Origin of the sequence: Staphylococcus casei, from assembly GCF_030294405.1 — a bacterium.
Classification (GTDB): Bacteria; Bacillota; Bacilli; order Staphylococcales; family Staphylococcaceae; genus Staphylococcus; species Staphylococcus succinus.
The window spans coordinates 904,630-931,468 of the sequence record NZ_CP125718.1; the positions used below are offsets into that span (position 1 = coordinate 904,630).

Consider the following 26,839-nt stretch of genomic DNA (forward strand, 5'->3'; position numbering starts at 1 on the left):
TTTGTTTTCTACTTTTCCTTGAGTGTGATAAAATAAATTCTATGTGAATATATCATTAGAGGTGGAAAAATGAAGAAGAAAGCGCTACTACCTTTATTATTAGGTGTAATGGTCTTTTTAGCAGGCTGTGACTATTCAAAACCTGAAAATAAGGATGGATTTTTCTATAATACGTTCGTTGAGCCGATGGACAAAGTTATACATTGGTTGGGGACTAGTTTTAATAATGACTATGGTTTAGCAATTATCGTACTTGTATTGGCAATTCGTTTAGTATTATTGCCATTCATGTTATCTAATTATAAAAATAGTCATATGATGCGTGAAAAAATGAAAGTTGCAAAACCTGATATTGATGCAATTCAAGAGAAGGTTAAGCGTTCACGTACCCAAGAAGAAAAAATGGCAGCAAACCAAGAAATGATGGAAGTATATAAAAAATACGATATGAATCCAATGAAGAGTATGTTAGGTTGTTTACCAATGCTAATACAAATGCCAATCATTATGGGATTATTCTTTGTATTGAAATATCCTTCTAGCGGTGGTTTTACAGAGCATCCTAATTTCTTATGGTTCAACTTATCCAAACCTGACATTTGGATTACAATTATTGCAGGTATCTTATACTTCTTACAAGCTTATGTTTCAAGTAAGAGTATGCCAAACGAACAGCGTCAAATGGGTTATATGATGATGGTGATTTCACCAATTATGATTGTGTGGATTTCATTAAGTTCAGCATCAGCTTTAGGTTTATATTGGTCAGTGAGTGCGGCTTTCTTAATCGTACAAACACAAGTAGCGAATATGTATTATTCTAAACTTGCTCAAAAAGAAGTTGCGCCAATGATAGAAGCGATGAAACAAAACACAGCAAACTCAGTAACTAAAGGATCAAATACGCAAGTGGTTTCAAAGAAAAATAAGAAAAAATAATGTATTTTAATTATTGATTGAAACCTATAAAAGCGTTTATGGTATAAAACGCCATACTCAAAATAAAAGTACACCCCTATTAAAAATAGGGGTGTACTTTTTTGTGATCTAAAATAAAATATATGTAACTTTAATATTAAACATACCATTCTTTAAAGAATTGGTTCACAAACGCTCTCATATATTCATGGCGTTGTTGGGCAATACGTTTACCAGTTTCAGTATGCATTAAATCTTTGAGTTTGAATAATTTTTCATAGAAATGCTTTATTGCTGAAGGACACCAGTCAATATAATCCGTAGCTTCATGGTTAGACGGTATATCAGATTGTATATCAACCCACATGGGTTCATTAAAATGACCAGCAAATTGAAATGTACGAGCAATTCCAATGGCGCCAATTGCATCAAGTCTATCAGCATCACGCACGATTTGACCTTCTTTAGATAATTGTACTGAATTATTTTGTCCATCTTGATAACTCATATTTTCAATAATATGTAGAATGTCTGCTTGCTGATGTGAGGATAGTGCAAGTTGATTTAAAAAGCCTGATAATTTTATTTTTGCTTGTTTACTATCAGTAAGTTTCTCATCAATTGTATCATGTAATAAGCAGGCTAATTCAATAATTAATAAATCTCCATCATTTTCCTTATTAGCGATATATTTAGCCATATTTACAACACGTTTGATATGGGCAACATCATGCCCAGTAGAATCATTAGAGTGAAAAGTAGTCATGTAAGATTCTGCGGATTTTAATATATCATTTGTATACATACAACATTGCTCCTTTATAGATGTTTAATTGATTTAAAAGATTTGTAACAAAAAGGTCTAAAGTAGCTTTCATTAAAAGCGTTACTTTAGACCTGTAATACAACTACAGAATAGGTGATAATAATTGCGAAATACCTTCTTTAAATTTAATCCATAAACTTCGTTTTTCATAAAGTTCTGTCGTTAATCTATAAGATACAGTCAAATCTTTTTCAAAAGCTTCTCTAAGTTCTCGTGCGATAAGGGTATCATAGATAAAAGCATTAACTTCGAAGTTAAGTGTGAAACTGCGATGGTCCATATTTGCTGTTCCAACACTAGCCACTTCATCATCAATAATAAGCATTTTTGAATGTAAAAAACCATTGTTATAGTGGAAAATATTGACGCCTGCCTCTAGGAGGGAAGCTACATTTTTATAGGTAACCCAATAAACAAATGGATGGTCAGGTTTATTAGGTATCATAATATTTACATTCACACCACCTAAAGCAGCAATTTTAACTGCATCTAGGAAAGCTTGATCAGGAATAAAATAGGGTGATTGGATATAAATAGAATGTTTTGCAGAAGCAATCATTTTTAGATATCCATATTTTATCTGTTCCCATGTTTCATCAGGGCCACTTGAAGCGATTTGAATACCTACAGTACCATCAGACTCAACATCAGGAAAGTAACGCTCGGCATATTTCAAATTATCCCTAGTAGACTGTGAATTCCAGTCCAACATAAAACGTAACTGTAAGGCATTGACTGCATCACCTACAATACGTAAATGTGTATCTCTCCAATATCCAAATTTTTTCTTTAATCCTAAATACTCATCACCAACATTAAAACCACCAACGTAACCGATATGGCCATCAATAATTACGATTTTTCTATGGTTCCTGTTGTTCATTCTAAGATTGATCAATGGAAGTTTCGAAGGGAAGAAAGCTTCTACTTGACCGCCTTTTTTGTGGAAGCTTTTAAAATCCTTTAAAGATAATGTACGAGACCCCATATCGTCATACAGCATTTTAACTTCTAAGCCTTCTTCAAGTTTTTGCTCAAGTGCTCTTAAAATACGATTACCTAAACCATCATTTCTAAAAATATAATACTGAATATGAATATAATCCTGAGCATCGTAAATATCCTTAATCAGAGCATCAAATTTTTCTTTACCGTCTGTAAATATTTTGATGTTATTGTCTGTCGTTAAAAAGGCTGCGTTATTATATAACAGCATTTGAACCATGTCTTTGAATTTAACTATTTGATGGTTACCTTTAGAAAACTCATCATTTCTTAATGCCTCAAGCTGTTCTTTTACAATCATTTCTATACCAATCTTGTCTTTTTCATCTATTGAAAAAATATGAGTTCGTTGAATTTGTCTACCAAATAGTAGATAAATGATGAAACCGAGTACCGGGATAAAGACTAAAACTAAGACCCATGCCCAAATCGAACCCGCAGATCGTCGTTCCATAAAAATAATAATAAAAGCAAAAATAAGGTTTAATATAAATGCACTGATTAAAAGAACATTTATTATTAAGTTTGTGTGACTATATGAAATCGAAAAAATATCTATCATATTAAACCCCCAAAATGCAAAGCAATTTATTTAAATTTGTAAAAGTCTCAATTATTGTAACACGTCTATAGTCTTTTATCACTTGACTTATACCGGTGAGGGGTATATTATATAGTTCAAATCAAGAGGAGGTCCTTAATATATGGAGGAAATACAAAAAGCACACCACTCGGAACAGAATAAAGCTAATTTAAAATCGAGATTGAATCGTATAGAGGGTCAAGTTAGAGCAATTAATCGAATGATCGATGAAGATGTATATTGTGATGATGTGTTGACACAAATTAGAGCTACACGTTCAGCATTAAATAGTGTGGCAACAAAGTTATTAGATCACCATATGAAAAGCTGTATCATGAATAAAGTCAATCAAGGACAACAAGAAGAAGCGATGGAAGAATTATTAGTTACTTTTCAAAAATTAATGAAAGATTAGAGGGTTAATAGGAAGATGAAATCTAAAGTCATTTATGTATCAGGTATAAATAACAAGGCACAACAAAAGCAACTTGAAGAACATTTGAAATTGATAGATGGTGTGAAGAAAGTATCAGTAAATCAAACTAATGAGACCATATCAATTGATTTTGAGACGCCAGCAAGTTTAAATAACCTAGAAAAAGAAGTGTATGATTTAGGCTTTACCATCCTATAATTCAGTGGCACAATCTTTTGTTTTGATTACTTTTTACATCTTTAAAAGTTGTATTAAATATATTTGAGTTATTTTTTTGGTTTTTATGGTATTTTTACAATGTAAATATGACGAAAATTTATACTGGATTTTTAATAAATTAAAAAAATTTGGTTATAATGTAGTAATTTATATATAATTGGGGTAATATGAAGTAGAAGTTGAAAGTTAGGGGTGATGATATGAGTAAGGATAACGATAAGATTCAAAACGTAGTTAATCTATTATCATCATTAGGGGTAAACATAAAGAAAACCAAATCAAGATTAGAAGTTATGCATACTTTACCAACTACTGTGAAAACCGCTAACGAACTGAAATAGTATGTTACTTAATTAAGCGATTGGAGTCCACGGCTCTTGTCGTTTTTTTTTATTAATTTGTAAATATAAGAAGATAAAAACTGCTAAAATCCTGTCTATGGATTTTAGCAGTTTTTCTAGTTAAATTAAAAAATGATTATTGACTTCTAGTTAATTTAGTATTTTCTAATGCAGGTGCATATTGTTTAGGTTGATGATAAGTAATGGATAATAATACACCTATACCAAACATGAGACTCCATATCGAACTACCACCATAGCTTATAAATGGTAATGGAATACCTGTAATAGGCAACAATTGTATTGTCATACCTATATTTTGTAAGACATGGAAAAGAATAAGCGCCACATAACCAATAATAAATAACTTGTTAAAGGACATATTTGTTTGTGTTGCAAGCCTTACTAAATGAAAAATAAGGGCTAAATATACCAAAATTAATATTACAGATCCAATAAATCCAAATTCTTCTCCGATGACAGAAAAAATAAAGTCGGTATGATTTTCTGGTATATAAACTTCACCATGATTAAATCCTTTACCAAAGAGTTGACCGGAACCGATAGCTTTAAGAGACTCTGTTAAATGATAGCCGTCGCCACTACTATATGTATACGGGTCAAGCCATGAATTGATTCTACCAAGTTGATAAGTTTTTATACCTAATCCACTTTCTATTAGAGAAGGTTTGTATATTATTGACAAGATAATACCAGAAGCAAATACGATAATTCCAATAAATAAAGGTGCTAGAATTTTCCAAGAAATACCACTAACAATCATTACACCTATGATAATAGCGCATATGACTAACGTCGTACCTAGGTCATTTTGTAATAGAATTAATGCCATTGGAAGAATAGAGATACCTATGATTTTAAATAGTAATTTAAAATCAGTCTCAATAGATTTATTGAAAGTAAATTTATTATGCTTTGTAATTAATTTTGCTAATGCCAAAATTAATATGACTTTCATAAACTCTGATGGTTGCACGCTAATAGGGCCTAATTTATACCAACTTTTAGCGCCATTGATAATTGGCGTAAACGGGGTCTCTGGAATGATGATTAATATAAACAACCCAAGACAAAGTATGAAATATAGTAAATATGTGTATTTCATCAACTTTTTAGGGGAAACAAGCATGATTAAAAATGCAATGACCCCACCAAAGACATAATACAAAATCTGCCTAATACTGAAATTGGCACTATATTGTCCGCCGCCCATTGCTGAATTGATAATTGTGACACTAATAATTGCAAATAATGCTAGGATAGCTATTAATTTCCAGTCTATCCGACGTATCCAATGGTTTTTTTTCAATTGACGTGAAGTACTCATTTCTTACTCCTTTGAAAAGCTAAATTTCTCTATCTATGTATTATATATAGATTTTACCGAATTTTTTAACATATTGCTAGAAGTAGGGTGCCAATTCGAAAATTTAAAATAGATTATTTTGAATTTATAGGAATAGCTAAGTTATATAAACTTTCAAAACATCTATATAATAGAACAAAAAATAAATGATTATTAAACTACTTTACAAATGCAAAAAATTATTAAATCGTGATATGATATAGTTTAAGAATTGTATATGGAGGCAAAATTATGGCTAAGGAAAATGTATGTATCGTATACGGAGGAAAGAGTGCGGAACACGATGTTTCAATATTAACAGCACAAAATGTCTTAAATGCCATTGATAAAGATCAGTATCAAGTAGACATTATTTACATCACAAATGATGGTGACTGGAAAAAGAAAGAAAATATCGTAGACACTATAAATAATATAGACACTTTACGTTTAACTGACGTTGCTGCTGGTGAAATCTCTAAATTACTAAGTGTTGGTAGTACAGGAGATAGATATAGCGCAGTATTTCCACTATTACATGGTCCAAACGGTGAAGATGGAACGATTCAAGGTTTATTTGAAGTGCTAGATTTACCATATGTAGGTAACGGTGTATTAGCAGCTTCAAGTTCGATGGATAAACTAGTAATGAAACAATTATTTGAACATAGAGGATTACCACAATTACCGTACGTAAGTTTTTTAAGAAGTGAATACCATAAATATGAAAATAATATTTTAAAATTAGTACATGATAAACTAGAATATCCAGTATTTGTTAAACCGGCAAATTTAGGTTCTAGTGTAGGTATCAGTAAATGTAATAATGAAGAAGAATTGAAATCAGGAATTGAAGAAGCATTTCAGTTTGACCGTAAATTAGTGATTGAACAAGGTATTGATGCAAGAGAAATAGAAGTCGCTGTATTAGGCAACGACTATCCTGAAACGACTTGGCCAGGTGAAGTGATTAAGGAAGTAGCCTTCTATGATTATAAAGCTAAGTACAAAGATGGAAATATTAAATTGGATATTCCAGCTGATTTAGATGAAGAAGTTCAAATGACATTAAGAAATATGGCAGTTGAAGCATTTAAAGCTACTGACTGTTCTGGTTTATTACGTGCAGACTTTTTTGTTACAGAAGACAATCAAATTTTCATAAATGAAACAAATGCTATGCCAGGATTTACTGCATTTAGTATGTACCCTAGTCTATGGGAAAATATGGGCGTTTCATACTCTGATTTAATTAAGAAGTTAATTGAGTTAGCAAAAGAAAAGCATGAAGATAAAAAACAAAATAAATATATAATTGATTGAGGAGTATAAACCATGATTGAAGTAACTTTAGAGCAAGTCAAAGACTGGATTCCATGTGACATCGATAATGAATATATGGATTATACAATTAAAGGTGTATCTATAGATTCACGCGTTGTTAATGATCAAAATTTATTTATCCCATTTAAAGGAGAGCATGTTGATGGACATCAATATGTTGCCCAAGCATTGAAAGATGGTGCAAGTGCATCTTTTTATCAAAAAGATGTTGCTTTAGATGAACAAGTTACTGGTCCAATCATATGGGTTGATGACACGCTTGAAGCATTACAACAATTATCTAAAGCGTATTTAGAATTTGTAAATCCTCAAGTGATAGCTGTGACAGGCTCAAATGGGAAAACAACTACCAAAGACATGATTGAAAGTGTGTTGAAACCACAATTTAAAGTGAAGAAAACACAAGGTAATTATAATAATGAAATTGGCTTACCGTTAACCATATTACAATTAGATTTAGACACTGAAATATCTATTTTAGAAATGGGGATGTCTGGTTTTCACGAGATTGAGCTGTTATCAAAATTAGCTGAACCTAATATTGCAGTGATTACCAATATTGGAGAATCACACATGCAAGATTTAGGATCTAGAGAAGGTATTGCACAAGCTAAAGCTGAAATTACATTAGGTTTAAAGAAAGACGGTTTATTTATTTATGATGGCGATGAACCGTTATTAGAACCCCATGTTCAAAATTTAAAAGAAGTTGAATTAGTAAGCGTAGGCCAAGATGCTGATAATACACTCGTTTGTCATTTAGAAGATATTGAAAATGAAGGCATCGCATTTAATGTTAATGGTGAAGAACGATATGAATTGCCCATATTAGGTGAACATAATATGAAGAATGCTACCTATGCTATTGCTATAGGTAAACGATTGAATTTAAATTACGATACAATATTTCATAATTTAGCTCAAGTGAAGTTGACAGGTATGAGAATGGAACAACATATTACTAAGGATCATACGGTAGTAATAAATGATGCATATAATGCGAGCCCTACAAGTATGAAAGCAGCTATAGACACACTTTCTGGTATGAGAGGACGAAAAATCATCGTGCTTGGTGATGTATTAGAATTAGGTACTGATAGCCAAACGATGCATGAAGCTGTAGGAAAGTACTTGGAAGATAAAGATATCAATACATTATTTACATTTGGCCAAGAAGCTGCTTACATCTATAATAGTGGAAAGGACTATGTCCAACACGCTGAACACTATGAAGATAAAAACGCCTTGAAAGCTACGCTACTCAAACATCTACAACCTGAAGATAAAGTACTTATAAAAGGTTCGAGAGGTATGAAGTTAGAGGAAGTTGTAGAAACGCTTTTGAAATAAATTGTTATAATGCTATTTTAAATAGTACAAAGTAAATGTTGTGAGAATACACAAAATATAATAATGGAAATTTCAACACAATATATTTCTTGAATAGAGATATATTGTGTTTTGTATTTTAAATACATAATAGCGATTAAAGAACAACATATAAAGTGTTACTGTAGTATTCAAACGGGTAAAAGAATATAGGTATGAAGTAATGATATTCTATACCTATGTGTTAAAAATCTCTGTATTCTATACGTATAAACATCTAACAATTATTTTAAATAACAATTAAATAAAGTGTAATATACCGAAAGAATAATCAGACAATTAACTGAATAAATAAATTAACAAATTTTTTTTAGAAGAAAAAAAGTAATCTCCTGAAAAGCAATCAAACGCTTACAACCTATATATCACAACATTTAGAAAAGGATAGTAATTATGAAACGATTGACAATCGACCCATTTATTCAAATTTGGTTTATTGCGATTATACACTTGAGGTGGTACTATTAAGAAGTTGAAGAAACTTAAGTGAACATATATGTATAGAAATACAGATAAATAAAGGAGAATTATATTGCAAAATTTTAAAGAATTAGGGATCTCAGATAAGATGGCAGAAACCCTAGAAACAATGGGGTTCAGTGATGCCACTCCTATTCAAAAAGAGAGTATCCCTCTTGCCTTAGAAGGCAAAGACGTTCTTGGCCAAGCGCAAACTGGTACAGGTAAAACAGGCGCATTTGGTATTCCGTTAATCGAAAAAGTAGCGGGTCGAGAAGGTGTTCAATCACTAATCCTTGCACCAACAAGAGAATTAGCTATGCAAGTAGCTGAATCTATTAAAGAATTCGGTAAAGGCCAAAACGTACAAGTTGTTACTGTTTTTGGTGGTATGCCAATCGATCGTCAAATTAGATCCCTTAAAAAAGGACCACAAGTAGTAGTAGGTACACCAGGTCGTGTAATTGACCATTTAAACCGTCGTACTTTGAAAACTACTGATATTCATACGCTTATATTAGATGAAGCGGATGAAATGATGAACATGGGCTTCATCGATGATATGAAATTTATCATGGACAAAATCCCAGCATCACAACGTCAAACAATGTTGTTTTCTGCTACAATGCCGAAAGCAATCCAAACACTAGTACAACAATTTATGAAGTCTCCAGTTATTGTTAAAACAATGAACAATGAAACTTCAAATCCTCAAATTGAAGAATTCTATACAATCGTAAAAGAATTAGAAAAATTTGATACTTTCACAAGCTTTTTAGATGTACATCAGCCAGAGTTAGCAATTGTATTCGGACGTACAAAACGTCGTGTAGATGAATTAACAAGTGCGTTAATTTCTAAAGGATATAAAGCTGAAGGCTTACATGGTGACATCACACAAGCTAAACGTTTAGAAGTATTGAAAAAATTCAAAAACGATCAACTAGATATCTTAGTTGCGACTGATGTTGCAGCAAGAGGACTTGATATTTCAGGCGTGAGTCATGTGTATAACTTCGATATCCCTCAAGATACAGAAAGTTATACTCACAGAATTGGACGTACAGGTCGTGCTGGTAAAGAAGGTATTGCAATTACATTTGTTAACCCAATTGAGATGGATTACATCCGTCAAATTGAACAAGCTAACAAGCGAGAAATGCAAGCATTAAGACCACCTCATCGTAAAGAAGTGTTAAAAGCACGTGAAAACGATATTAAAGGTAAAGTTCAAAACTGGATGACTAGAGAAAATGAACCTAGATTACAACGCATTGCTTCTGAATTAATTGAAGAATATAGCGATGTTGATTTAGTTGCTTCATTATTACAAGAATTAGTGGAGTCAAATGATGATGTTGATGTACAATTAACATTTGAAAAACCATTATCTCGTAAAGGTCGTCAAAGCAAAGGCCCAAGACGTGGTGGTAATAACAATAAACGTGGTAACAACAACAAGTTCGATAACAAAAATCGTCGCTCAAAAGGCGGATTCAACAATAATAAGAAGAAGAACGAAAAACCTTCTTCTGACAGAAACAATAACAAGAAATCAATGAAAGGTCGCACATTCGCAGACCATAAAAAATAGAATGCTTTATCATATATGAAATTTAGGTTTAATCATCTCATTAACGTGGGATGATTTTTTTGTTTTATATCAAGTTGTAGGATATTTTCTATAATGTAAATGTCCAAAACAACTTATTTGTTTGACATTTAAATTGTAGTACATTTTAAATGTGCGATGAAGTATATATAAACGCTATGTTATAATTAATTGGAATCTTTATTTAAGGAGTGTACCAATGGCTAAAGACCGATTGTTTAAGAGAAGTCCAAAGGAAGCTATGAAGTATTACTACACGATAAAAGTATTAGAATTGATATTGAATATGGTTATAGCAACGGTTGTGTTGTTTTTATGGAGTCACTTTAATTGGTGGCATTTTATCTTGTATTTAATCATTGCTTTTATAGTTTTTAATATTTTATATACTTTAATTACACCATGGCTAAAATATAAGTATGCTTTTTATCGAGTAGAAAATAAGCATATTGAAATCAAATATGATTTCTTTTTTAAATCTCATAAAATAGTGAAATTAGAACGAACTCAATTGATTGAGCGCAAATATAATCCTATATTAAGTAGATTAGGATTAGCAAAAGTTTCATTAATAACTGCGGGACATACAGTTAGTTTTCCATTATTGACTGACGAAGAAGCAACAGTTATTGAATCGAAAGCATTAAATTACCTAAGAGGAGCTGATTACGATGTATAATCCTCAAAAGTTACATCCTATTTCATACTTAGCGGGTGTTATTGATGCAATCAAACAAAATATCTTTTTAGTAATTATCTTTTTAGTGTTTAACTTGAAAGATTTTGACTTTACTAATATACGCTCATACATATTTCCAGGGATAGTGTTTATATTCTTTCTGTTTTCTTTTGTGACGCAAGTTCTAAAAGTATATAATACGAGTTATTGGATAGAAAACGATCACTTTGTATTAGCGACAGGTATATTTACAAAAGCGCGAAAAGAATTGAATATACGTCGTATTCAAACATTAGATACTACGCAAGGCGTCATTCACCAACTGGTCGGAGGCGTAAAATTACAAATCAAAACGCCGAGTGATGGCATTGATTTAAATACAGTTTCTAAAAAACAAAGTGAACTTATTCAACAAACTATTAAAGAAAAACAACAAGATTTGATCAATACAGTTGAAGTTTCACAATCAGAGGATACATTACAAACGCACGATAAGACATTAGAAAACAAAGGTCCTCAAACCGTTCATTTGTATAAACTGAAATTTAAAGAACTTTTATTGATGGCTCTGACAAGTGGAGCGATTGGAGTGGCTTTTGCTGCGTTATCACCGATTATTGGTGGATTTTCCGATGTAATTCCTTGGGAAAAAATAACAGGACAATTTGCGCATATATCACAAGCGATCTCAGTAATTATCATTATGATGATTGCTTTGGTTATGATAGGTAGTTATGTGATTGGTACATTGATCGTAATTATACGTAATTTTAATTATACAGTTACGCAACAAGACAATCAGTTAAACATTAAATATGGCTTATTTAATGTTAAAAATATTACTGTACCTACAGATAGGGTACAATCAGTGGTTGAAAAACAATCATTTTTAAGAAATTTATTTGGCTATACCTCTATACATTTTGTTATTACAAGTGATATGGAAGATTTTGACATAGATGACGTTTCATTAGATGGTAACGTTATGATATTGCCATTTATCAAGCGTGAAAAGGCCTTTGAAATAATTAAAAATCTTATGCCAAATATGGCATTTGCGCCAGCGAAACAAGGTATGCCTTGGAGAGGATTTCATAGGTTGTTTTGGAGACAAGCTTTATTACTTATAATCATTGCTAGTGTTGTGACATACTTTTGGAAACCGTGGATTTTTCTTATTGTTGGGGTAATTATCATAGTACATATTATCCACAGTTTGAAAGTAGTAAAGGTATCTGGCTTTAAAATTCAAAACGATGAACTAGTTGTACGTAATGTGACACCATTTGGATTTAAAAATACTTACTTTAAACACGATAAAATATTAGGTATGGAAATTAAAAGAAATCCATTTTTAGAAAAAAATAGTTTGGCTAATTTTAATTTTATAATTGCAAAAGGTCCTTCTAATGATAATATCGGATTAAAATATAGTGATTATAATGATGTGAAAACTTTACAATCATGGTATTTAGGAGGAGGCCCTCATGAATAGTTATAATTATATGGATCCATCTGGAAAAAAGGTTATGCGACTTACTGGCATTATTATAGTTGCCGTCTTATGTATGGTGATTGCAGCAGTGTATGTTGTTTATTCATTATGGCTAGATTGGCTAGCCCCAAATATAATGAATTGGATATTGATTATTGGTTTTATCATAGTACTATTACTTTTGATATTTGAAGTTGTAATCATTCCAATATACAAATATAAAATTTTTAAATATAAATTAACTGAGAATGAAATCATTGTGAGAAATGGTTTTTGGTTTATTAAAATAGTTAAAATACCATTATTTAGAATACAAAATGTTGATACACATGAAGGTATTTTAACGAGAAAATACGGCTTGTCTAATATCACATTATCAACTGCTGGCGGTAATGCTAAAATAAATTTGATAAAAAAAGAAACTGCAATCTTGCTCAAAAAGCAGATAAAACAAATAAATAATCCACATTCTTCAGAGCCAGATACAAATAATGCTTAAAACTCCAAACATACTTAAATTAGTTATTAAGCGTTTCAATATGAGGAGGAGCCTATGATACATGGTATTGGTGTAGATTTAATAGAAATTAATAGAATAAAAACACTTTTGCAAAGGCAAAGTAAATTAGTAGAGCGCGTATTAAGTGAAAATGAACAACAAAAATTCAATGATTTGAACTTGGAACAACGTAAAATTGAGTTTTTAGCGGGAAGATTTGCTTGTAAAGAAGCATTTAGTAAAGCATTAGGTACAGGTCTTGGTAAAACAATCGCGTTAAATGAAATAGATTGTTTTAATGATGAATTAGGCAAACCATGTATTAATTATGAAGGGTTTAGCGTTCATGTCAGCATTACACATACTGAACATTATGCTATGAGCCAAGTCATTTTAGAAGTATAATATTTGAAAATATATAAATGTCAGTATGTTTAATTTGGCTATCCTATCTAGCTTATTATAAAATTGAATTAATTATAGAAAAACTTATTTAATTGATACAGGAGGTATTTATTTTATGTCTGATAAGTATTATAGATCGACCTATTTGAATGTAGACTTAAATGCTATCGTTTCAAACTTCCAAGTGTTTCAGAAACTACATCCCAGTAAAACAGTTATCCCAGTGGTTAAAGCAAATGGCTATGGTCTTGGTAGTATTATGATCGCACGTCAACTCATGGATAACGGAGCTGAGTTTTTTGCAGTCGCAACTTTAGATGAAGCTATAGAATTACGCATGCATGGTATTAATGCCAAGATACTTGTATTAGGCGTCATTCCTTCATATGATATTAATAAAGCGATACAACATCGTGTTGCAATCACTGCCCCTTCTGAAAAATGGTTGAATGAGGCAATACAACAAATATCAGAAAAAAATGAAAAAGATTTATGGATTCATGTCAAATTAGATACTGGTATGGGTAGATTAGGTGTGAAGGATGTTGAAGAATATCAGTCTGTGATAGATTTGATTCATTCGCATAATCATTTGGTCTTTGAAGGGGTATTTACTCACTTTGCTTGTGCAGACGAACCGGGAGATTCCATGAATCAACAGCAATCCAATTTTGAAGAAATTGTTAATCAAGCAGAGAAACCGGATTATATTCATTCTCAAAATTCTGCAGGGGCATTAATGAAAGATACGCAATTTTGTAATGCAGTGAGGATAGGTATCTCATTATATGGTTATTACCCTTCAGAATATGTCAAATCGAATGTTAAGGTACATTTGAAACCTAGTGCGCAATGGATTAGTGAAGTTGTTCAAACTAAGGTATTACAAGCAGGTGAATCTGTGAGTTATGGCAGCATCTATACTGCAGATGAACCTACCAAAATAGGGATTATTCCAGTTGGATATGCAGATGGTTACCCAAGACTGATGTCTGGATTCAATGTGAACGTCAATGGTCACCAATGTGAAGTAATAGGAAAAGTATGTATGGATCAAATTATAATAAAAATTCCTGAAGCAGTTACAGCGGGAGATAAAGTGATCTTAATGGACCATCATAGTGATAGTCCACAATCAGCAGAAGCTTTGGCACAACAACAAAAAACAATTAATTATGAAGTGTTATGCCGCTTTAATAGAAGGCTCCCACGTGTATATCATGGGACCCAGGACCTAGAAATTCGCAATGAATTATTAAAATAGTATAGTCACTGTATGTAAAATTTGTTATTATGTATCTAACAACAAAACATATTATATTCTATTTTAGTCTCATGGAGGTCTTTATTCATGGTAAGTTTTACTCAAAGCAGAAATCACAGTATTGAACAATTACTAAAGGAAGGCTATTCTCAAATGGCCGACTTAAACCTCTCCCTTGCAGCAGAAGCATTTCCATTTGAATGTGAAGCTTGTGATTGCAACGAAGTCTACATCAGCTCTAAGAATAACAATGAATGATGAGAAGAGGCGACGTTTATTTAGCTGATTTATCACCAGTGCAAGGGTCTGAACAAGGGGGAATTAGACCTGTCGTGATTATACAAAACGATACTGGAAATAAATATAGTCCTACCGTAATTGTAGCAGCAATTACTGGTAGGATAAATAAAGCTAAGATACCAACACATGTAGAAATAGAAAAAAGTAAGTATAAGTTAGATAAAGATTCTGTTATTTTGTTAGAACAAATTAGAACTTTAGATAAAAACAGACTGAAAGAAAAATTAACTTATCTCTCTGAAGATAAAATGAGAGAAGTAAACAATGCTATCGACATAAGCTTAGGATTACATAGTGTTAGGACAAATAAATCCTAATTTTAAAGGTGAGTTAAACAAATTAATACAATAGTGAATTATAGACATCAATTCTCTATAACATGTAATAAGCACTTAAATACAAAATTAAACGGATTCAAGATTATAGTGGTTTCCAGTTTTTGTAGTATAAGACCTTTAAATAGGATGTCTAAGTTGAAAAGCTTTAGGTTATCCTAAAGCTTTTTTAATACCCAAAGATAATGACTGAGCCTAATTGAAATAGTATATTTATAAAATATTCGATATGAATGTTATTAATATGATGAAAAGATGGACGTAAAATTTTGAGATATGTTAAAGATCGGTATACGCGATTTATATTTGCATTTTGAGGAGGAATTACTGCGTGGAAGAATTCAAAAATCAATATAAAGCGCTAATTGATGAAAGTTTAATTACAACAGACACAACAGATTTATTGAAAAAAACTGAAATCTTCACAAACGAGGTGATAAAAAAAGATTTATTACCAGAAGATATTGTGGAAATGCATAAAAATTATGTGAAAATGTTGAATTTAAATGAAACTCAAATATTAAAAACTTTCAATGTGCTTAAAGAAGTAGTAAAAGGTTTTGGTTATAATTATAGAGATTACCAACAACTTGTAAATCGATTGCAATATCATGATAAAGAAATCGACTTAGCTTCGAGATTACAACAAACTATGCTTAAAACTGATATTCCTCAATTCGATAGTATCCAAATTGGCGTTATCTCTGTAGCTGCACAAAAGGTGAGCGGAGATTACTTTAATTTAATAGATCACAAAGATGGAACAATGAGTTTTGCAGTAGCTGATGTCATTGGTAAGGGTATACCAGCAGCACTAGCGATGAGTATGATTAAATTTGGTATGGACTCATACGGCCACTCCCAACTTCCAAGTGATGGTTTAAAACGGCTCAATAGAGTAGTAGAAAAAAATGTTAACCAAAACATGTTTGTAACGATGTTTTATGGGTTATATGAAGAGTTAAATCATTTGTTATATTGTAGTTCTGCTGGTCATGAACCAGGCTATATTTACAGGGCTGAAACAGAAGAATTTGAGGAAATTAGTGTAAGAGGTAGAGTATTAGGCGTTAATCAACAAACGAGGTATAAACAACAAGAAATACCGATATATATAGATGATTTTGTAATTATATTTACGGATGGTGTTACAGAAGTTAGAAATGAACAAGGTGACTTTTTAGATAAAAGCTATCTTTTAAATATGATTCACAAATACAAACACATGCATCCTCAAGATATTGTTCAACTTCTTTATGAAGCAATATTGAAGATACAAAATCCTGATAAGAGAGATGATTTGACTATATTAATTATAAAAAGGGTTAATTAGATTCTTAATAGTTAAGGTTAGTTTTGGATTTTAAGGGTATAAAAGTTAAGAATTAGACTATAATTAGGAGTGTAATGTTATGAATCTTAATATTGAAACAGTAACTCATGATACGCATTATGAGGTGAAAGTTGGCGGTGAGTTAGACGTTTATACTGTTCCGGAATTAGAAGAAGTCTTAGTGCCGATGCGCCAAGAAGGAACTCATGATATATATGTAAATTTAGAAAATGTGAGTTACATGGATTCCACTGGTTTAGGATTATTCGTAGGTACGTTAAAAGCGCTAAATCAACATGATAAAGAATTATTTATATTAGGTGTTTCAGATCGAATAAGTCGATTATTTGATATCACTGGATTAAAAGATTTGATGCATGTTAATGAAGGAACGGAGGTCGAATAACATGCAATTAAAACAAGATTATATTGAAATGCGGTTGCCAGCCTCTGCGGAATATGTGAGTTTAATACGCTTGACGCTATCAGGAGTGTTTTCACGCGCGGGTGCATCATATGATGATATTGAAGACGCTAAAATTGCAGTGAGTGAAGCGGTGACTAACGCGGTAAAGCATGCATACAAAAATGATCCAGAAGATGTGGGAATGATAAATCTTTGTTTTGAAATTTTTGATGATAAAATTAAAATTGTAATTTCTGATCAAGGAGAAAGTTTTGATTATGAAGAAACAAAAGAAAAATTAGGACCATATAGAGAAGACGAAAATATAGATTTCCTAAGAGAAGGCGGATTGGGTCTATTTTTAATTGAATCATTAATGGATGAAGTTACGGTTGATAAAAAATCAGGTGTGACAATCAGCATGATAAAGTATATTAAAAAAGAGCAGGTGCGAAATAATGGCGAGAGAGTCGAAATCAGTTAATGATGTATCACCTGAACAAATTAACCAATGGATAAATGAGCAACAAAATAATAAAAATACAGATGCTCAAGATAAACTTGTTAGACATTATAGAAAGTTAATCGAATCATTGGCATATAAATATTCAAAAGGTCAATCTCATCACGAAGACCTCGTTCAGGTTGGTATGGTTGGTTTGATTGGGGCGATAAACCGATTTGACCTATCCTTTGATAGAAAGTTTGAAGCCTTTTTAGTACCGACTGTGATTGGCGAGATTAAACGTTATTTACGTGATAAAACATGGAGTGTCCATGTACCGAGAAGGATTAAAGAGATTGGTCCTCGTATCAAAAAAGTAAGTGATGAACTAACAAATGAATTAGAACGGTCACCATCAATTGAAGAAATTGCTAATAGACTTGAAGTAAGTGAAGAAGAAGTACTTGAAGCAATGGAAATGGGGCAGAGTTATAACGCGCTTAGTGTTGACCATTCAATCGAAGCAGATAAAGATGGTTCGACGGTGACTTTATTAGATATTATGGGTCAACAAGATGATAATTATGATTTAACCGAAAAAAGAATGATATTAGAGAAGATATTGCCAATTTTGACTGACAGAGAAAGACAAATAATTCAATGTACCTTTATTGAAGGGTTAAGTCAGAAAGAAACAGGCGAAAGAATTGGGTTAAGTCAAATGCATGTATCTAGGTTGCAAAGAACAGCAATTAAGAAACTCCAAGATGCAGCAAATAAATAATAGCAATAAAATAAGGCAGCATTCCTATACTATTGGGAGCTGCCTTATTTTTTATGTATTTCAATCATTACGATATCACTTTTTGAAAAATGGTATTATCTTTATATGTTAAAATATATATGTACACAAAAATAAATAGGAATAAATGAGTGGAGGATTCTATGGATAGTAACTTAATACAATCTATAAATGAAAAGTATAATTTTTCAACAAAACAAATCAATGCTGTTTTATCATTATTAGAAGATAAAAACACCGTACCTTTTATTGCTCGTTACAGAAAAGAGCAAACTGGGGGATTAGATGAAGTTGAAATTAAACAAATAGATGATGAATACCAATATATGGTTAATCTTCAAAAAAGAAAAGAAGAAGTCATACATAATATAGAAGAACAAGGTCTATTATCTGTGGATCTTAAAAATGATATTTTAAAACAAACAAAATTACAACGTGTAGAAGACTTATATAGACCATTTAAACAAAAGAAAAAAACAAGAGCTACTGAAGCTAAAAGAAAAGGTCTGGAACCATTAGCTAAATGGTTACAGCAAACGAATTTAAATGAAAAGATTGAGACGAAAGCACAACAATTTATAAATGATGAGATTGATTCAATAGAAGCAGCAATTAAAGGTGCACAAGATATTATCGCAGAGTTAGTTTCAGATGAACCTAAATATAGAACAAAAATATTGAAAGATACGTTCCAACATGGAAATATCATTACACAAAAGAAAAAGAATGCCGAAGATGAAAAAGAAATATTTTCCATGTATTATGATTATTCAGAACCAATTAGAAAAATTGCCAATCACAGAGTATTAGCAGTAAACCGTGGTGAAAAAGAAAAAGTGTTATCCGTAAAGTTAGATATGGATACTCAAGGCATTGACAATTTTATACGTAAAAATGAAATTAAAGGTCAACATGAAGGTACCTACATCATAGAAGAAGCGATTAAAGATAGTTTGAAACGTTTAATTATGCCTTCTATCGAAAGAGAAATAAGAGCCGATTTAACTGATAAAGCAGAAAATCATGCTATTGATGTTTTTAGTGAAAATTTAAGAAATCTATTATTACAACCACCTATGAAAGGCAAACAAATATTAGGTGTAGACCCTGCATTTAGAACAGGGTGTAAACTGGCTGTGATTAATCCTTTTGGCACATTCGTTGCAAAAGGCGTTATGTATCCACATCCACCAGTTAATAAAAAAGCAGAAGCTGAAAGTTTATTTGTTAAATTTGTTAAGGATTATGACGTAGAACTTATAGCAATAGGTAATGGTACAGCAAGTCGAGAAACAGAACAATTTGTTGCTACAATGATACAAACGCATAAACTTAACGTACAATTTATCATCGTTAACGAAGCTGGGGCATCCGTTTATTCTGCGTCAGAAGTAGCGAGAACAGAATTTCCGGATTTCCAAGTAGAAGAACGTAGTGCTGTGTCCATTGGTAGAAGAGTACAAGATCCTTTAAGTGAACTTGTTAAAATAGACCCTAAATCTATAGGTGTTGGTCAATATCAACATGATGTGAATCAAAAAGCATTAGAAGGCGCTTTAACTTTTGTCGTAGAAACAGCAGTTAACCAAGTAGGTGTAGATGTAAATACAGCGTCGAGATCTTTATTACAATATGTTTCTGGTTTATCAACAACCATAGCTCAAAATATTATTGACTACAGAGAAGAGAATGGTGCTATAAAACATAATAAAGATATAGCTAAAGTTAAACGACTTGGGGCTAAAACATTTGAACAAAGTATAGGATTTTTAAGAATTGTAGATGGTACAGAAGCACTAGACAATACATCGATTCATCCAGAAAGTTACGATGCAACGTACCAATTACTTAGTGAAATCAAAATGGATACGCAAGATTTAGGAACAGAAAGACTTAAAGCTGCTCTAAATCAATTAGACGTAGTAACGATGGCTGAAAAATTAAATATTGGCCAACCAACATTAGAAGATATAATTCAATCATTGATTGCACCAAATAGAGATCCACGTGATGAATTTGAAACACCAATATTAAAATCAGACGTATTGTCCATTGAAGACTTATCTAAAAATATGAAATTAAGTGGTACAGTTAGAAACGTTGTAGATTTTGGTGCATTCGTTGATATAGGAGTAAAACAAGATGGGCTTGTTCACGTCTCTAAACTTTCTAAGAAATTTGTGAAAAATCCGATGGACATTGTCAGTGTAGGTGATATTGTAGACGTCTGGATTCTTGATATAGATGATAAAAAAGGGAAAGTTTCATTAACGATGATTGATCCTAATGGATAATAAGACGTTACAACGATTAACAGAAACTATTTCTGAAGAATATTTTGGCATGCCTTTTAAACATAAAGCGTATTTCAACAAAAGGCTAAAAACAACTGGTGGACGTTACTTACTCAAAAATCATAATATTGAGGTTAATGAAAAACAGTATTATAAATTTGGAGAAGAAGCGATTGAAAGTATAATCAAGCATGAGTTATGCCATTATCATCTTCATATTCAAGGTAAAGGTTATAAACATAAAGATAATGATTTTAAAGTGTTAAGTACAAAGACTGGGGCACCTAGATATTGTGCAGCATTAGAAACTTATGAAGAAAGAGCAAATTATATTTATAAATGCAATAAATGTGAAATGGAATTTCCGAGAATAAGAAAAGTAGATACAGCTAAAATGGTCTGCGGACGTTGCAAAGGTAAATTAGTACAACAAAATTAATTTCATATTAAAGTGATTAGGCGAGTAGAAAATAAATGATAAAGATTATTTTCTACTCGCTTTTTATATTTATTACAGCAAAAAAAGCTGTTTTAGGAGCTGAATACATATGTTTTTTATGTAATTTGTGATAATAAGATAAATATATGTGAAACGATGTCATTTTACTCGTTTTTGTTTCGGAATAACATTGACGATAGTTTGATTATATTATATGATAATAAACGTTGCGAAATTGATAAGCAATCAAGTAAAGCAAACATTAATTTTGTTAATTAAATTTTAAAAACCTATTGACAAACATTTACAAATAGATTACAATTAATTTTGTAACTTTAATAATTAATCGTTTAGCCAAGCGGTCGTGGCGGAACGGCAGACGCGCTAGGTTGAGGGCCTAGTGGGAGTAATCCCGTGGAGGTTCAAATCCTCTCGGCCGCATCAAAAAACTTTTAATTATTCGAAATAAAGCGGGTGTAGTTTAATGGCAAAACCTCAGCCTTCCAAGCTGATGTTGTGGGTTCGATTCCCATCACCCGCTCCATTAGAAACATTGATGAACATTGAAAACTGAATTGCAATATGTCAACGTTAATTCCGAACACAACATTAAATTGTTGGTTCAAACGTGTTAGAGATAACACACAAATTAGTATTTTATGAGCTAATCAAACATCATAATCATTTATGGAGAGTTTGATCCTGGCTCAGGATGAACGCTGGCGGCGTGCCTAATACATGCAAGTCGAGCGAACGGATAAGGAGCTTGCTCCTTTGAAGTTAGCGGCGGACGGGTGAGTAACACGTGGGTAACCTACCTATAAGACTGGAATAACTTCGGGAAACCGGAGCTAATGCCGGATAACATATAGAACCGCATGGTTCTATAGTGAAAGATGGTTTTGCTATCACTTATAGATGGACCCGCGCTGTATTAGCTAGTTGGTAAGGTAATGGCTTACCAAGGCGACGATACATAGCCGACCTGAGAGGGTGATCGGCCACACTGGAACTGAGACACGGTCCAGACTCCTACGGGAGGCAGCAGTAGGGAATCTTCCGCAATGGGCGAAAGCCTGACGGAGCAACGCCGCGTGAGTGATGAAGGTTTTCGGATCGTAAAACTCTGTTATTAGGGAAGAACAAATGCGTAAGTAACTGTGCGCATCTTGACGGTACCTAATCAGAAAGCCACGGCTAACTACGTGCCAGCAGCCGCGGTAATACGTAGGTGGCAAGCGTTATCCGGAATTATTGGGCGTAAAGCGCGCGTAGGCGGTTTCTTAAGTCTGATGTGAAAGCCCACGGCTCAACCGTGGAGGGTCATTGGAAACTGGGAAACTTGAGTGCAGAAGAGGAAAGTGGAATTCCATGTGTAGCGGTGAAATGCGCAGAGATATGGAGGAACACCAGTGGCGAAGGCGACTTTCTGGTCTGTAACTGACGCTGATGTGCGAAAGCGTGGGGATCAAACAGGATTAGATACCCTGGTAGTCCACGCCGTAAACGATGAGTGCTAAGTGTTAGGGGGTTTCCGCCCCTTAGTGCTGCAGCTAACGCATTAAGCACTCCGCCTGGGGAGTACGACCGCAAGGTTGAAACTCAAAGGAATTGACGGGGACCCGCACAAGCGGTGGAGCATGTGGTTTAATTCGAAGCAACGCGAAGAACCTTACCAAATCTTGACATCCTTTGAAAACTCTAGAGATAGAGCCTTCCCCTTCGGGGGACAAAGTGACAGGTGGTGCATGGTTGTCGTCAGCTCGTGTCGTGAGATGTTGGGTTAAGTCCCGCAACGAGCGCAACCCTTAAGCTTAGTTGCCATCATTAAGTTGGGCACTCTAGGTTGACTGCCGGTGACAAACCGGAGGAAGGTGGGGATGACGTCAAATCATCATGCCCCTTATGATTTGGGCTACACACGTGCTACAATGGACAATACAAAGGGCAGCTAAACCGCGAGGTCATGCAAATCCCATAAAGTTGTTCTCAGTTCGGATTGTAGTCTGCAACTCGACTACATGAAGCTGGAATCGCTAGTAATCGTAGATCAGCATGCTACGGTGAATACGTTCCCGGGTCTTGTACACACCGCCCGTCACACCACGAGAGTTTGTAACACCCGAAGCCGGTGGAGTAACCATTTATGGAGCTAGCCGTCGAAGGTGGGACAAATGATTGGGGTGAAGTCGTAACAAGGTAGCCGTATCGGAAGGTGCGGCTGGATCACCTCCTTTCTAAGGATATATTCGGAACATCTTCTTTAGAAGATGACAGAGGGATAACATTGACATATTGTATTCAGTTTTGAATGCTCATTGGAGTATTCAGTGCATAATTTGTACATTGAAAACTAGATAAGTAAGTAAAATATATAGATTTTACCAAGAAAAACCGAGTGAATTAGAGTTTTAAATAAGCTTGAATTCAAAAAGAAATAATCGCTAGTGTTCGAAAGAACACTCACAGATTAATAACATTTTGGGTTTTTAACCGACTTCGTCGTGTTAAAAGTCAAAAAAGATTAAGTTATTAAGGGCGCACGGTGGATACCTTGGCACTAGAAGCCTATGAAGGACGTTACTAACGACGATATGCTTTGGGGAGCTGTAAGTAAGCTTTGATCCAGAGATTTCCGAATGGGGAAACCCAACACGAGTTATGTCGTGTTATCGATATGTGAATACATAGCATATTCGAAGGCAGACGCGGAGAACTGAAACATCTTAGTACCCGCAGGAAGAGAAAGAAAAATCGATTCCCTGAGTAGCGGCGAGCGAAACGGGAAGAGCCCAAACCAACGAGCTTGCTTGTTGGGGTTGTAGGACACTCTATACGGAGTTACAAAAGAACAAATTAGACGAATCATCTGGAAAGATGAATCAAAGAAGGTAATAATCCTGTAGTCGAAAGTTTGTTCACTCTTGAGTGGATCCTGAGTACGACGGAACACGAGAAATTCCGTCGGAATCCGGGAGGACCATCTCCCAAGGCTAAATACTCTCTAGTGACCGATAGTGAACCAGTACCGTGAGGGAAAGGTGAAAAGTACCCCGGAAGGGGAGTGAAATAGAACTTGAAACCGTGTGCTTACAAGTAGTCAGAGCCCGTTAATGGGTGATGGCGTGCCTTTTGTAGAATGAACCGGCGAGTTACGATTTGATGCAAGGTTAAGCAGTAAATGTGGAGCCGTAGCGAAAGCGAGTCTGAATAGGGCGTTGAGTATTTGGTCGTAGACCCGAAACCAGGTGATCTACCCATGACCAGGCTGAAGTTCAGGTAACACTGAATGGAGGGCCGAACCGACTTACGTTGAAAAGTGAGCGGATGAGTTGTGGGTAGCGGAGAAATTCCAATCGAACCTGGAGATAGCTGGTTCTCTCCGAAATAGCTTTAGGGCTAGCCTCAAGTGATGATTATTGGAGGTAGAGCACTGTTTGGACGAGGGGCCCTTATCGGGTTACCGAATTCAGACAAACTCCGAATGCCAATCAATTTAACTTGGGAGTCAGAACGCGGGTGATAAGGTCCGTGTTCGAGAGGGAAACAGCCCAGACCACCAGCTAAGGTCCCAAAATATATGTTAAGTGGAAAAGGATGTGGCGTTGCCCAGACAACTAGGATGTTGGCTTAGAAGCAGCCATCATTTAAAGAGTGCGTAATAGCTCACTAGTCGAGTGACACTGCGCCGAAAATGTACCGGGGCTAAACATATTACCGAAGCTGTGGATTGTCCGTAGGACAATGGTAGGAGAGCGTTCTAAGGGCGTTGAAGCATGATCGCAAGGACATGTGGAGCGCTTAGAAGTGAGAATGCCGGTGTGAGTAGCGAAAGACGGGTGAGAATCCCGTCCACCGATTGACTAAGGTTTCCAGAGGAAGGCTCGTCCGCTCTGGGTTAGTCGGGTCCTAAGCTGAGGCCGATAGGCGTAGGCGATGGATAACAGGTTGATATTCCTGTACCACCAAAATTCGTTTTGAGCGATGGGGGGACGCAGTAGGATAGGCGAAGCGTGCTGTTGGAGTGCACGTCCAAGCAACAAGACTGAGTATTAGGCAAATCCGGTATTCTTAAGGTCAAGTTGTGATGGGGAGAGGAAATTTTTTCCTCGAGTCGTTGATTTCACACTGCCAAGAAAAGCCTCTAGCTAGAATTTTGGTGCCCGTACCGCAAACCGACACAGGTAGTCAAGATGAGAATTCTAAGGTGAGCGAGCGAACTCTCGTTAAGGAACTCGGCAAAATGACCCCGTAACTTCGGGAGAAGGGGTGCTCTTTAGGGTTAACGCCCAGGAGAGCCGCAGTGAATAGGCCCAAGCGACTGTTTATCAAAAACACAGGTCTCTGCTAAACCGTAAGGTGATGTATAGGGGCTGACGCCTGCCCGGTGCTGGAAGGTTAAGAGGAGTGGTTAGCTTCGGCGAAGCTACGAATCGAAGCCCCAGTAAACGGCGGCCGTAACTATAACGGTCCTAAGGTAGCGAAATTCCTTGTCGGGTAAGTTCCGACCCGCACGAAAGGCGTAACGATTTGGGCACTGTCTCAACGAGAGACTCGGTGAAATCATAGTACCTGTGAAGATGCAGGTTACCCGCGACAGGACGGAAAGACCCCGTGGAGCTTTACTGTAGTCTGATATTGAAATTCGTCACAGCTTGTACAGGATAGGTAGGAGCCTTTGATACGTGAGCGCTAGCTTACGTGGAGGCGTTGTTGGGATACTACCCTCGCTGTGTTGGATTTCTAACCCGCACCATTTATCATGGTGGGAGACAGTGTCAGATGGGCAGTTTGACTGGGGCGGTCGCCTCCTAAAGAGTAACGGAGGCGCTCAAAGGTTTCCTCAGAATGGTTGGAAATCATTCATAGAGTGTAAAGGCATAAGGAAGCTTGACTGCGAGACTTACAAGTCGAGCAGGGTCGAAAGACGGACTTAGTGATCCGGTGGTTCCGCATGGAAGGGCCATCGCTCAACGGATAAAAGCTACCCCGGGGATAACAGGCTTATCTCCCCCAAGAGTTCACATCGACGGGGAGGTTTGGCACCTCGATGTCGGCTCATCGCATCCTGGGGCTGTAGTCGGTCCCAAGGGTTGGGCTGTTCGCCCATTAAAGCGGTACGCGAGCTGGGTTCAGAACGTCGTGAGACAGTTCGGTCCCTATCCGTCGTGGGCGTAGGAAATTTGAGAGGAGCTGTCCTTAGTACGAGAGGACCGGGATGGACATACCTCTGGTGTACCAGTTGTCGTGCCAACGGCATCGCTGGGTAGCTATGTATGGACGGGATAAGTGCTGAAAGCATCTAAGCATGAAGCCCCCCTCAAGATGAGATTTCCCAACTTCGGTTATAAGATCCCTCAAAGATGATGAGGTTAATAGGTTCGAGGTGGAAGCATAGCGATATGTGGAGCTGACGAATACTAATCGATCGAAGACTTAATCAAATATTAAACCAGTTTTGATTGGTAACTTTTAAATTTTACTTACTATCTAGTTTTGAATGTATAATTTCATACATTTCATTGTCTGGTGACAATGGCAAAGAGGTCACACCTGTTCCCATGCCGAACACAGAAGTTAAGCTCTTTAGCGCCGATGGTAGTCGGACTTACGTTCCGCGAGAGTAGGACGTTGCCAGGCAATTT

General features: G+C 34.8%; 23 protein-coding genes, 2 tRNA genes and 3 rRNA genes. 25 read left to right on the plus strand and 3 right to left on the minus strand.

The annotated features are described in order from the left end of the window. The first annotated feature begins 69 nt into the window (after positions 1–69). Positions 70–939, plus strand: coding sequence for a membrane protein insertase YidC (gene yidC, locus QMO72_RS04195; protein ID WP_046837787.1), 870 nt, complete (start codon positions 70–72; stop codon positions 937–939). Positions 940–1,075: 136 nt separating this feature from the next. On the opposite strand, the gene QMO72_RS04200 is transcribed toward yidC, so the two are convergent. Together QMO72_RS04200 and cls are read right to left on the minus strand one after the other, a co-directional pair. Next, positions 1,076–1,723, minus strand: coding sequence for an HD domain-containing protein (locus QMO72_RS04200; RefSeq protein ID WP_103266268.1), 648 nt, complete (start codon positions 1,721–1,723; stop codon positions 1,076–1,078). A gap of 103 nt (positions 1,724–1,826) precedes the next feature. Then, entirely contained in the window at positions 1,827–3,311 is a 1,485-nt protein-coding gene (gene cls, locus QMO72_RS04205; protein WP_069822716.1) for a cardiolipin synthase, read from the minus strand. A gap of 142 nt (positions 3,312–3,453) precedes the next feature. Between cls and csoR the strand changes: the two genes are divergently transcribed. The 3 genes from csoR to QMO72_RS04220 all read left to right on the plus strand — a co-directional run bounded on the left by csoR (position 3,454) and on the right by QMO72_RS04220 (position 4,328). Continuing rightward, positions 3,454–3,747 (plus strand): copper-sensing transcriptional repressor CsoR, encoded by a 294-nt coding sequence (csoR, locus tag QMO72_RS04210; RefSeq protein ID WP_069822715.1) that lies wholly within the window; start codon positions 3,454–3,456, stop codon positions 3,745–3,747. Positions 3,748–3,762: 15 nt separating this feature from the next. Beyond that, positions 3,763–3,966 carry a putative copper chaperone CsoZ gene (gene csoZ / locus QMO72_RS04215; protein ID WP_103266269.1) on the plus strand — a complete coding sequence of 68 codons (204 nt, stop codon included), beginning with the start codon at positions 3,763–3,765 and terminating at the stop codon, positions 3,964–3,966. A gap of 221 nt (positions 3,967–4,187) precedes the next feature. Continuing rightward, positions 4,188–4,328, plus strand: coding sequence for an Lmo0850 family protein (locus QMO72_RS04220; protein ID WP_101118351.1), 141 nt, complete (start codon positions 4,188–4,190; stop codon positions 4,326–4,328). Between the two features lie 136 nt (positions 4,329–4,464). Here QMO72_RS04220 and QMO72_RS04225 read toward each other — a convergent pair whose 3' ends face one another. Then, on the minus strand, positions 4,465–5,676 hold the full coding sequence (locus tag QMO72_RS04225; protein WP_103266270.1) for an FtsW/RodA/SpoVE family cell cycle protein: 1,212 nt from the start codon (positions 5,674–5,676) through the stop codon (positions 4,465–4,467). A 270-nt stretch (positions 5,677–5,946) separates the two neighbouring features. Between QMO72_RS04225 and QMO72_RS04230 the strand changes: the two genes are divergently transcribed. From QMO72_RS04230 to rrf, 21 genes are all read left to right on the plus strand, one after another. Further along, entirely contained in the window at positions 5,947–7,017 is a 1,071-nt protein-coding gene (locus QMO72_RS04230; RefSeq protein WP_103266271.1) for a D-alanine--D-alanine ligase, read from the plus strand. A 12-nt stretch (positions 7,018–7,029) separates the two neighbouring features. After that, the gene (locus tag QMO72_RS04235; RefSeq protein ID WP_103266272.1) at positions 7,030–8,388 is read left to right on the plus strand and encodes a UDP-N-acetylmuramoyl-tripeptide--D-alanyl-D-alanine ligase; all 1,359 of its coding nucleotides are present in this window, start codon (positions 7,030–7,032) and stop codon (positions 8,386–8,388) included. Positions 8,389–8,959: 571 nt separating this feature from the next. Then, a complete protein-coding gene (gene cshA, locus QMO72_RS04240; RefSeq protein ID WP_069822711.1) occupies positions 8,960–10,480 on the plus strand; it encodes a degradosome RNA helicase CshA in 1,521 nt (506 codons plus the stop codon). Between the two features lie 217 nt (positions 10,481–10,697). Beyond that, complete coding sequence (locus tag QMO72_RS04245) at positions 10,698–11,177, plus strand: PH domain-containing protein (RefSeq protein ID WP_103266273.1); 480 nt, start codon at positions 10,698–10,700, stop codon at positions 11,175–11,177. Next, entirely contained in the window at positions 11,170–12,672 is a 1,503-nt protein-coding gene (locus tag QMO72_RS04250; RefSeq protein WP_103266274.1) for a PH domain-containing protein, read from the plus strand. The genes QMO72_RS04245 and QMO72_RS04250 overlap by 8 nt, the downstream gene beginning before the upstream one ends. After that, a complete protein-coding gene (locus tag QMO72_RS04255; RefSeq protein WP_103266275.1) occupies positions 12,665–13,171 on the plus strand; it encodes a PH domain-containing protein in 507 nt (168 codons plus the stop codon). The genes QMO72_RS04250 and QMO72_RS04255 overlap by 8 nt, the downstream gene beginning before the upstream one ends. A 54-nt stretch (positions 13,172–13,225) precedes the next feature. Then, positions 13,226–13,576, plus strand: coding sequence for a holo-ACP synthase (gene acpS / locus QMO72_RS04260; RefSeq protein ID WP_069822707.1), 351 nt, complete (start codon positions 13,226–13,228; stop codon positions 13,574–13,576). A gap of 115 nt (positions 13,577–13,691) precedes the next feature. Beyond that, positions 13,692–14,840, plus strand: coding sequence for an alanine racemase (gene alr, locus QMO72_RS04265; protein ID WP_103266276.1), 1,149 nt, complete (start codon positions 13,692–13,694; stop codon positions 14,838–14,840). Between the two features lie 87 nt (positions 14,841–14,927). Next, positions 14,928–15,098, plus strand: a complete 171-nt coding sequence (mazE, locus tag QMO72_RS04270; RefSeq protein WP_046837773.1) for a type II toxin-antitoxin system antitoxin MazE — start codon at positions 14,928–14,930, stop codon at positions 15,096–15,098. Next, positions 15,095–15,457: a type II toxin-antitoxin system PemK/MazF family toxin gene (locus tag QMO72_RS04275; RefSeq protein ID WP_069822705.1), complete on the plus strand. Its 363-nt coding sequence runs from the start codon at positions 15,095–15,097 to the stop codon at positions 15,455–15,457. Before mazE ends, QMO72_RS04275 begins: the two co-directional genes overlap by 4 nt. Positions 15,458–15,806: 349 nt before the next feature. Continuing rightward, a complete protein-coding gene (locus QMO72_RS04280) occupies positions 15,807–16,808 on the plus strand; it encodes a SpoIIE family protein phosphatase (protein WP_103266277.1) in 1,002 nt (333 codons plus the stop codon). Positions 16,809–16,887: 79 nt separating this feature from the next. Continuing rightward, positions 16,888–17,214 carry an anti-sigma factor antagonist gene (locus QMO72_RS04285; RefSeq protein WP_046837770.1) on the plus strand — a complete coding sequence of 109 codons (327 nt, stop codon included), beginning with the start codon at positions 16,888–16,890 and terminating at the stop codon, positions 17,212–17,214. Between the two features lies 1 nt (position 17,215). Beyond that, a complete protein-coding gene (rsbW, locus tag QMO72_RS04290) occupies positions 17,216–17,698 on the plus strand; it encodes an anti-sigma B factor RsbW (protein WP_069822703.1) in 483 nt (160 codons plus the stop codon). After that, complete coding sequence (gene sigB / locus QMO72_RS04295; protein WP_063410319.1) at positions 17,673–18,443, plus strand: RNA polymerase sigma factor SigB; 771 nt, start codon at positions 17,673–17,675, stop codon at positions 18,441–18,443. The genes rsbW and sigB overlap by 26 nt, the downstream gene beginning before the upstream one ends. A gap of 161 nt (positions 18,444–18,604) precedes the next feature. Then, a complete protein-coding gene (locus QMO72_RS04300) occupies positions 18,605–20,755 on the plus strand; it encodes a Tex family protein (protein WP_103268027.1) in 2,151 nt (716 codons plus the stop codon). After that, complete coding sequence (locus QMO72_RS04305; RefSeq protein WP_069822701.1) at positions 20,748–21,194, plus strand: SprT family protein; 447 nt, start codon at positions 20,748–20,750, stop codon at positions 21,192–21,194. The genes QMO72_RS04300 and QMO72_RS04305 overlap by 8 nt, the downstream gene beginning before the upstream one ends. A 358-nt stretch (positions 21,195–21,552) precedes the next feature. Beyond that, positions 21,553–21,635, plus strand: a tRNA-Leu gene (locus tag QMO72_RS04310). A 29-nt stretch (positions 21,636–21,664) separates the two neighbouring features. Beyond that, a tRNA-Gly gene (locus QMO72_RS04315) sits at positions 21,665–21,738 on the plus strand. Between the two features lie 140 nt (positions 21,739–21,878). Continuing rightward, a 16S ribosomal RNA gene (locus tag QMO72_RS04320) occupies positions 21,879–23,431 on the plus strand. A 285-nt stretch (positions 23,432–23,716) separates the two neighbouring features. Continuing rightward, positions 23,717–26,638 (plus strand): 23S ribosomal RNA (locus QMO72_RS04325). A gap of 81 nt (positions 26,639–26,719) precedes the next feature. After that, positions 26,720–26,834, plus strand: a 5S ribosomal RNA gene (gene rrf / locus QMO72_RS04330). The 16S, 23S and 5S rRNA genes sit together here with 2 tRNA genes alongside, the layout of an rRNA operon. Positions 26,835–26,839 lie beyond the last annotated feature (5 nt).

Coding starts and splice junctions, on each gene's coding strand:
- yidC (WP_046837787.1), top strand. CDS start 70: ATGAAGAAGAAAGCGCTACTACCTTTATTATTAGGTGTAATGGTCTTT.
- QMO72_RS04200 (WP_103266268.1), bottom strand. CDS start 1,723: ATGTATACAAATGATATATTAAAATCCGCAGAATCTTACATGACTACT.
- cls (WP_069822716.1), bottom strand. CDS start 3,311: ATGATAGATATTTTTTCGATTTCATATAGTCACACAAACTTAATAATA.
- csoR (WP_069822715.1), top strand. CDS start 3,454: ATGGAGGAAATACAAAAAGCACACCACTCGGAACAGAATAAAGCTAAT.
- csoZ (WP_103266269.1), top strand. CDS start 3,763: ATGAAATCTAAAGTCATTTATGTATCAGGTATAAATAACAAGGCACAA.
- QMO72_RS04220 (WP_101118351.1), top strand. CDS start 4,188: ATGAGTAAGGATAACGATAAGATTCAAAACGTAGTTAATCTATTATCA.
- QMO72_RS04225 (WP_103266270.1), bottom strand. CDS start 5,676: ATGAGTACTTCACGTCAATTGAAAAAAAACCATTGGATACGTCGGATA.
- QMO72_RS04230 (WP_103266271.1), top strand. CDS start 5,947: ATGGCTAAGGAAAATGTATGTATCGTATACGGAGGAAAGAGTGCGGAA.
- QMO72_RS04235 (WP_103266272.1), top strand. CDS start 7,030: ATGATTGAAGTAACTTTAGAGCAAGTCAAAGACTGGATTCCATGTGAC.
- QMO72_RS04245 (WP_103266273.1), top strand. CDS start 10,698: ATGGCTAAAGACCGATTGTTTAAGAGAAGTCCAAAGGAAGCTATGAAG.
- QMO72_RS04250 (WP_103266274.1), top strand. CDS start 11,170: ATGTATAATCCTCAAAAGTTACATCCTATTTCATACTTAGCGGGTGTT.
- QMO72_RS04255 (WP_103266275.1), top strand. CDS start 12,665: ATGAATAGTTATAATTATATGGATCCATCTGGAAAAAAGGTTATGCGA.
- acpS (WP_069822707.1), top strand. CDS start 13,226: ATGATACATGGTATTGGTGTAGATTTAATAGAAATTAATAGAATAAAA.
- alr (WP_103266276.1), top strand. CDS start 13,692: ATGTCTGATAAGTATTATAGATCGACCTATTTGAATGTAGACTTAAAT.
- mazE (WP_046837773.1), top strand. CDS start 14,928: ATGGTAAGTTTTACTCAAAGCAGAAATCACAGTATTGAACAATTACTA.
- QMO72_RS04275 (WP_069822705.1), top strand. CDS start 15,095: ATGATGAGAAGAGGCGACGTTTATTTAGCTGATTTATCACCAGTGCAA.
- QMO72_RS04285 (WP_046837770.1), top strand. CDS start 16,888: ATGAATCTTAATATTGAAACAGTAACTCATGATACGCATTATGAGGTG.
- rsbW (WP_069822703.1), top strand. CDS start 17,216: ATGCAATTAAAACAAGATTATATTGAAATGCGGTTGCCAGCCTCTGCG.
- sigB (WP_063410319.1), top strand. CDS start 17,673: ATGGCGAGAGAGTCGAAATCAGTTAATGATGTATCACCTGAACAAATT.
- QMO72_RS04300 (WP_103268027.1), top strand. CDS start 18,605: ATGGATAGTAACTTAATACAATCTATAAATGAAAAGTATAATTTTTCA.
- QMO72_RS04305 (WP_069822701.1), top strand. CDS start 20,748: ATGGATAATAAGACGTTACAACGATTAACAGAAACTATTTCTGAAGAA.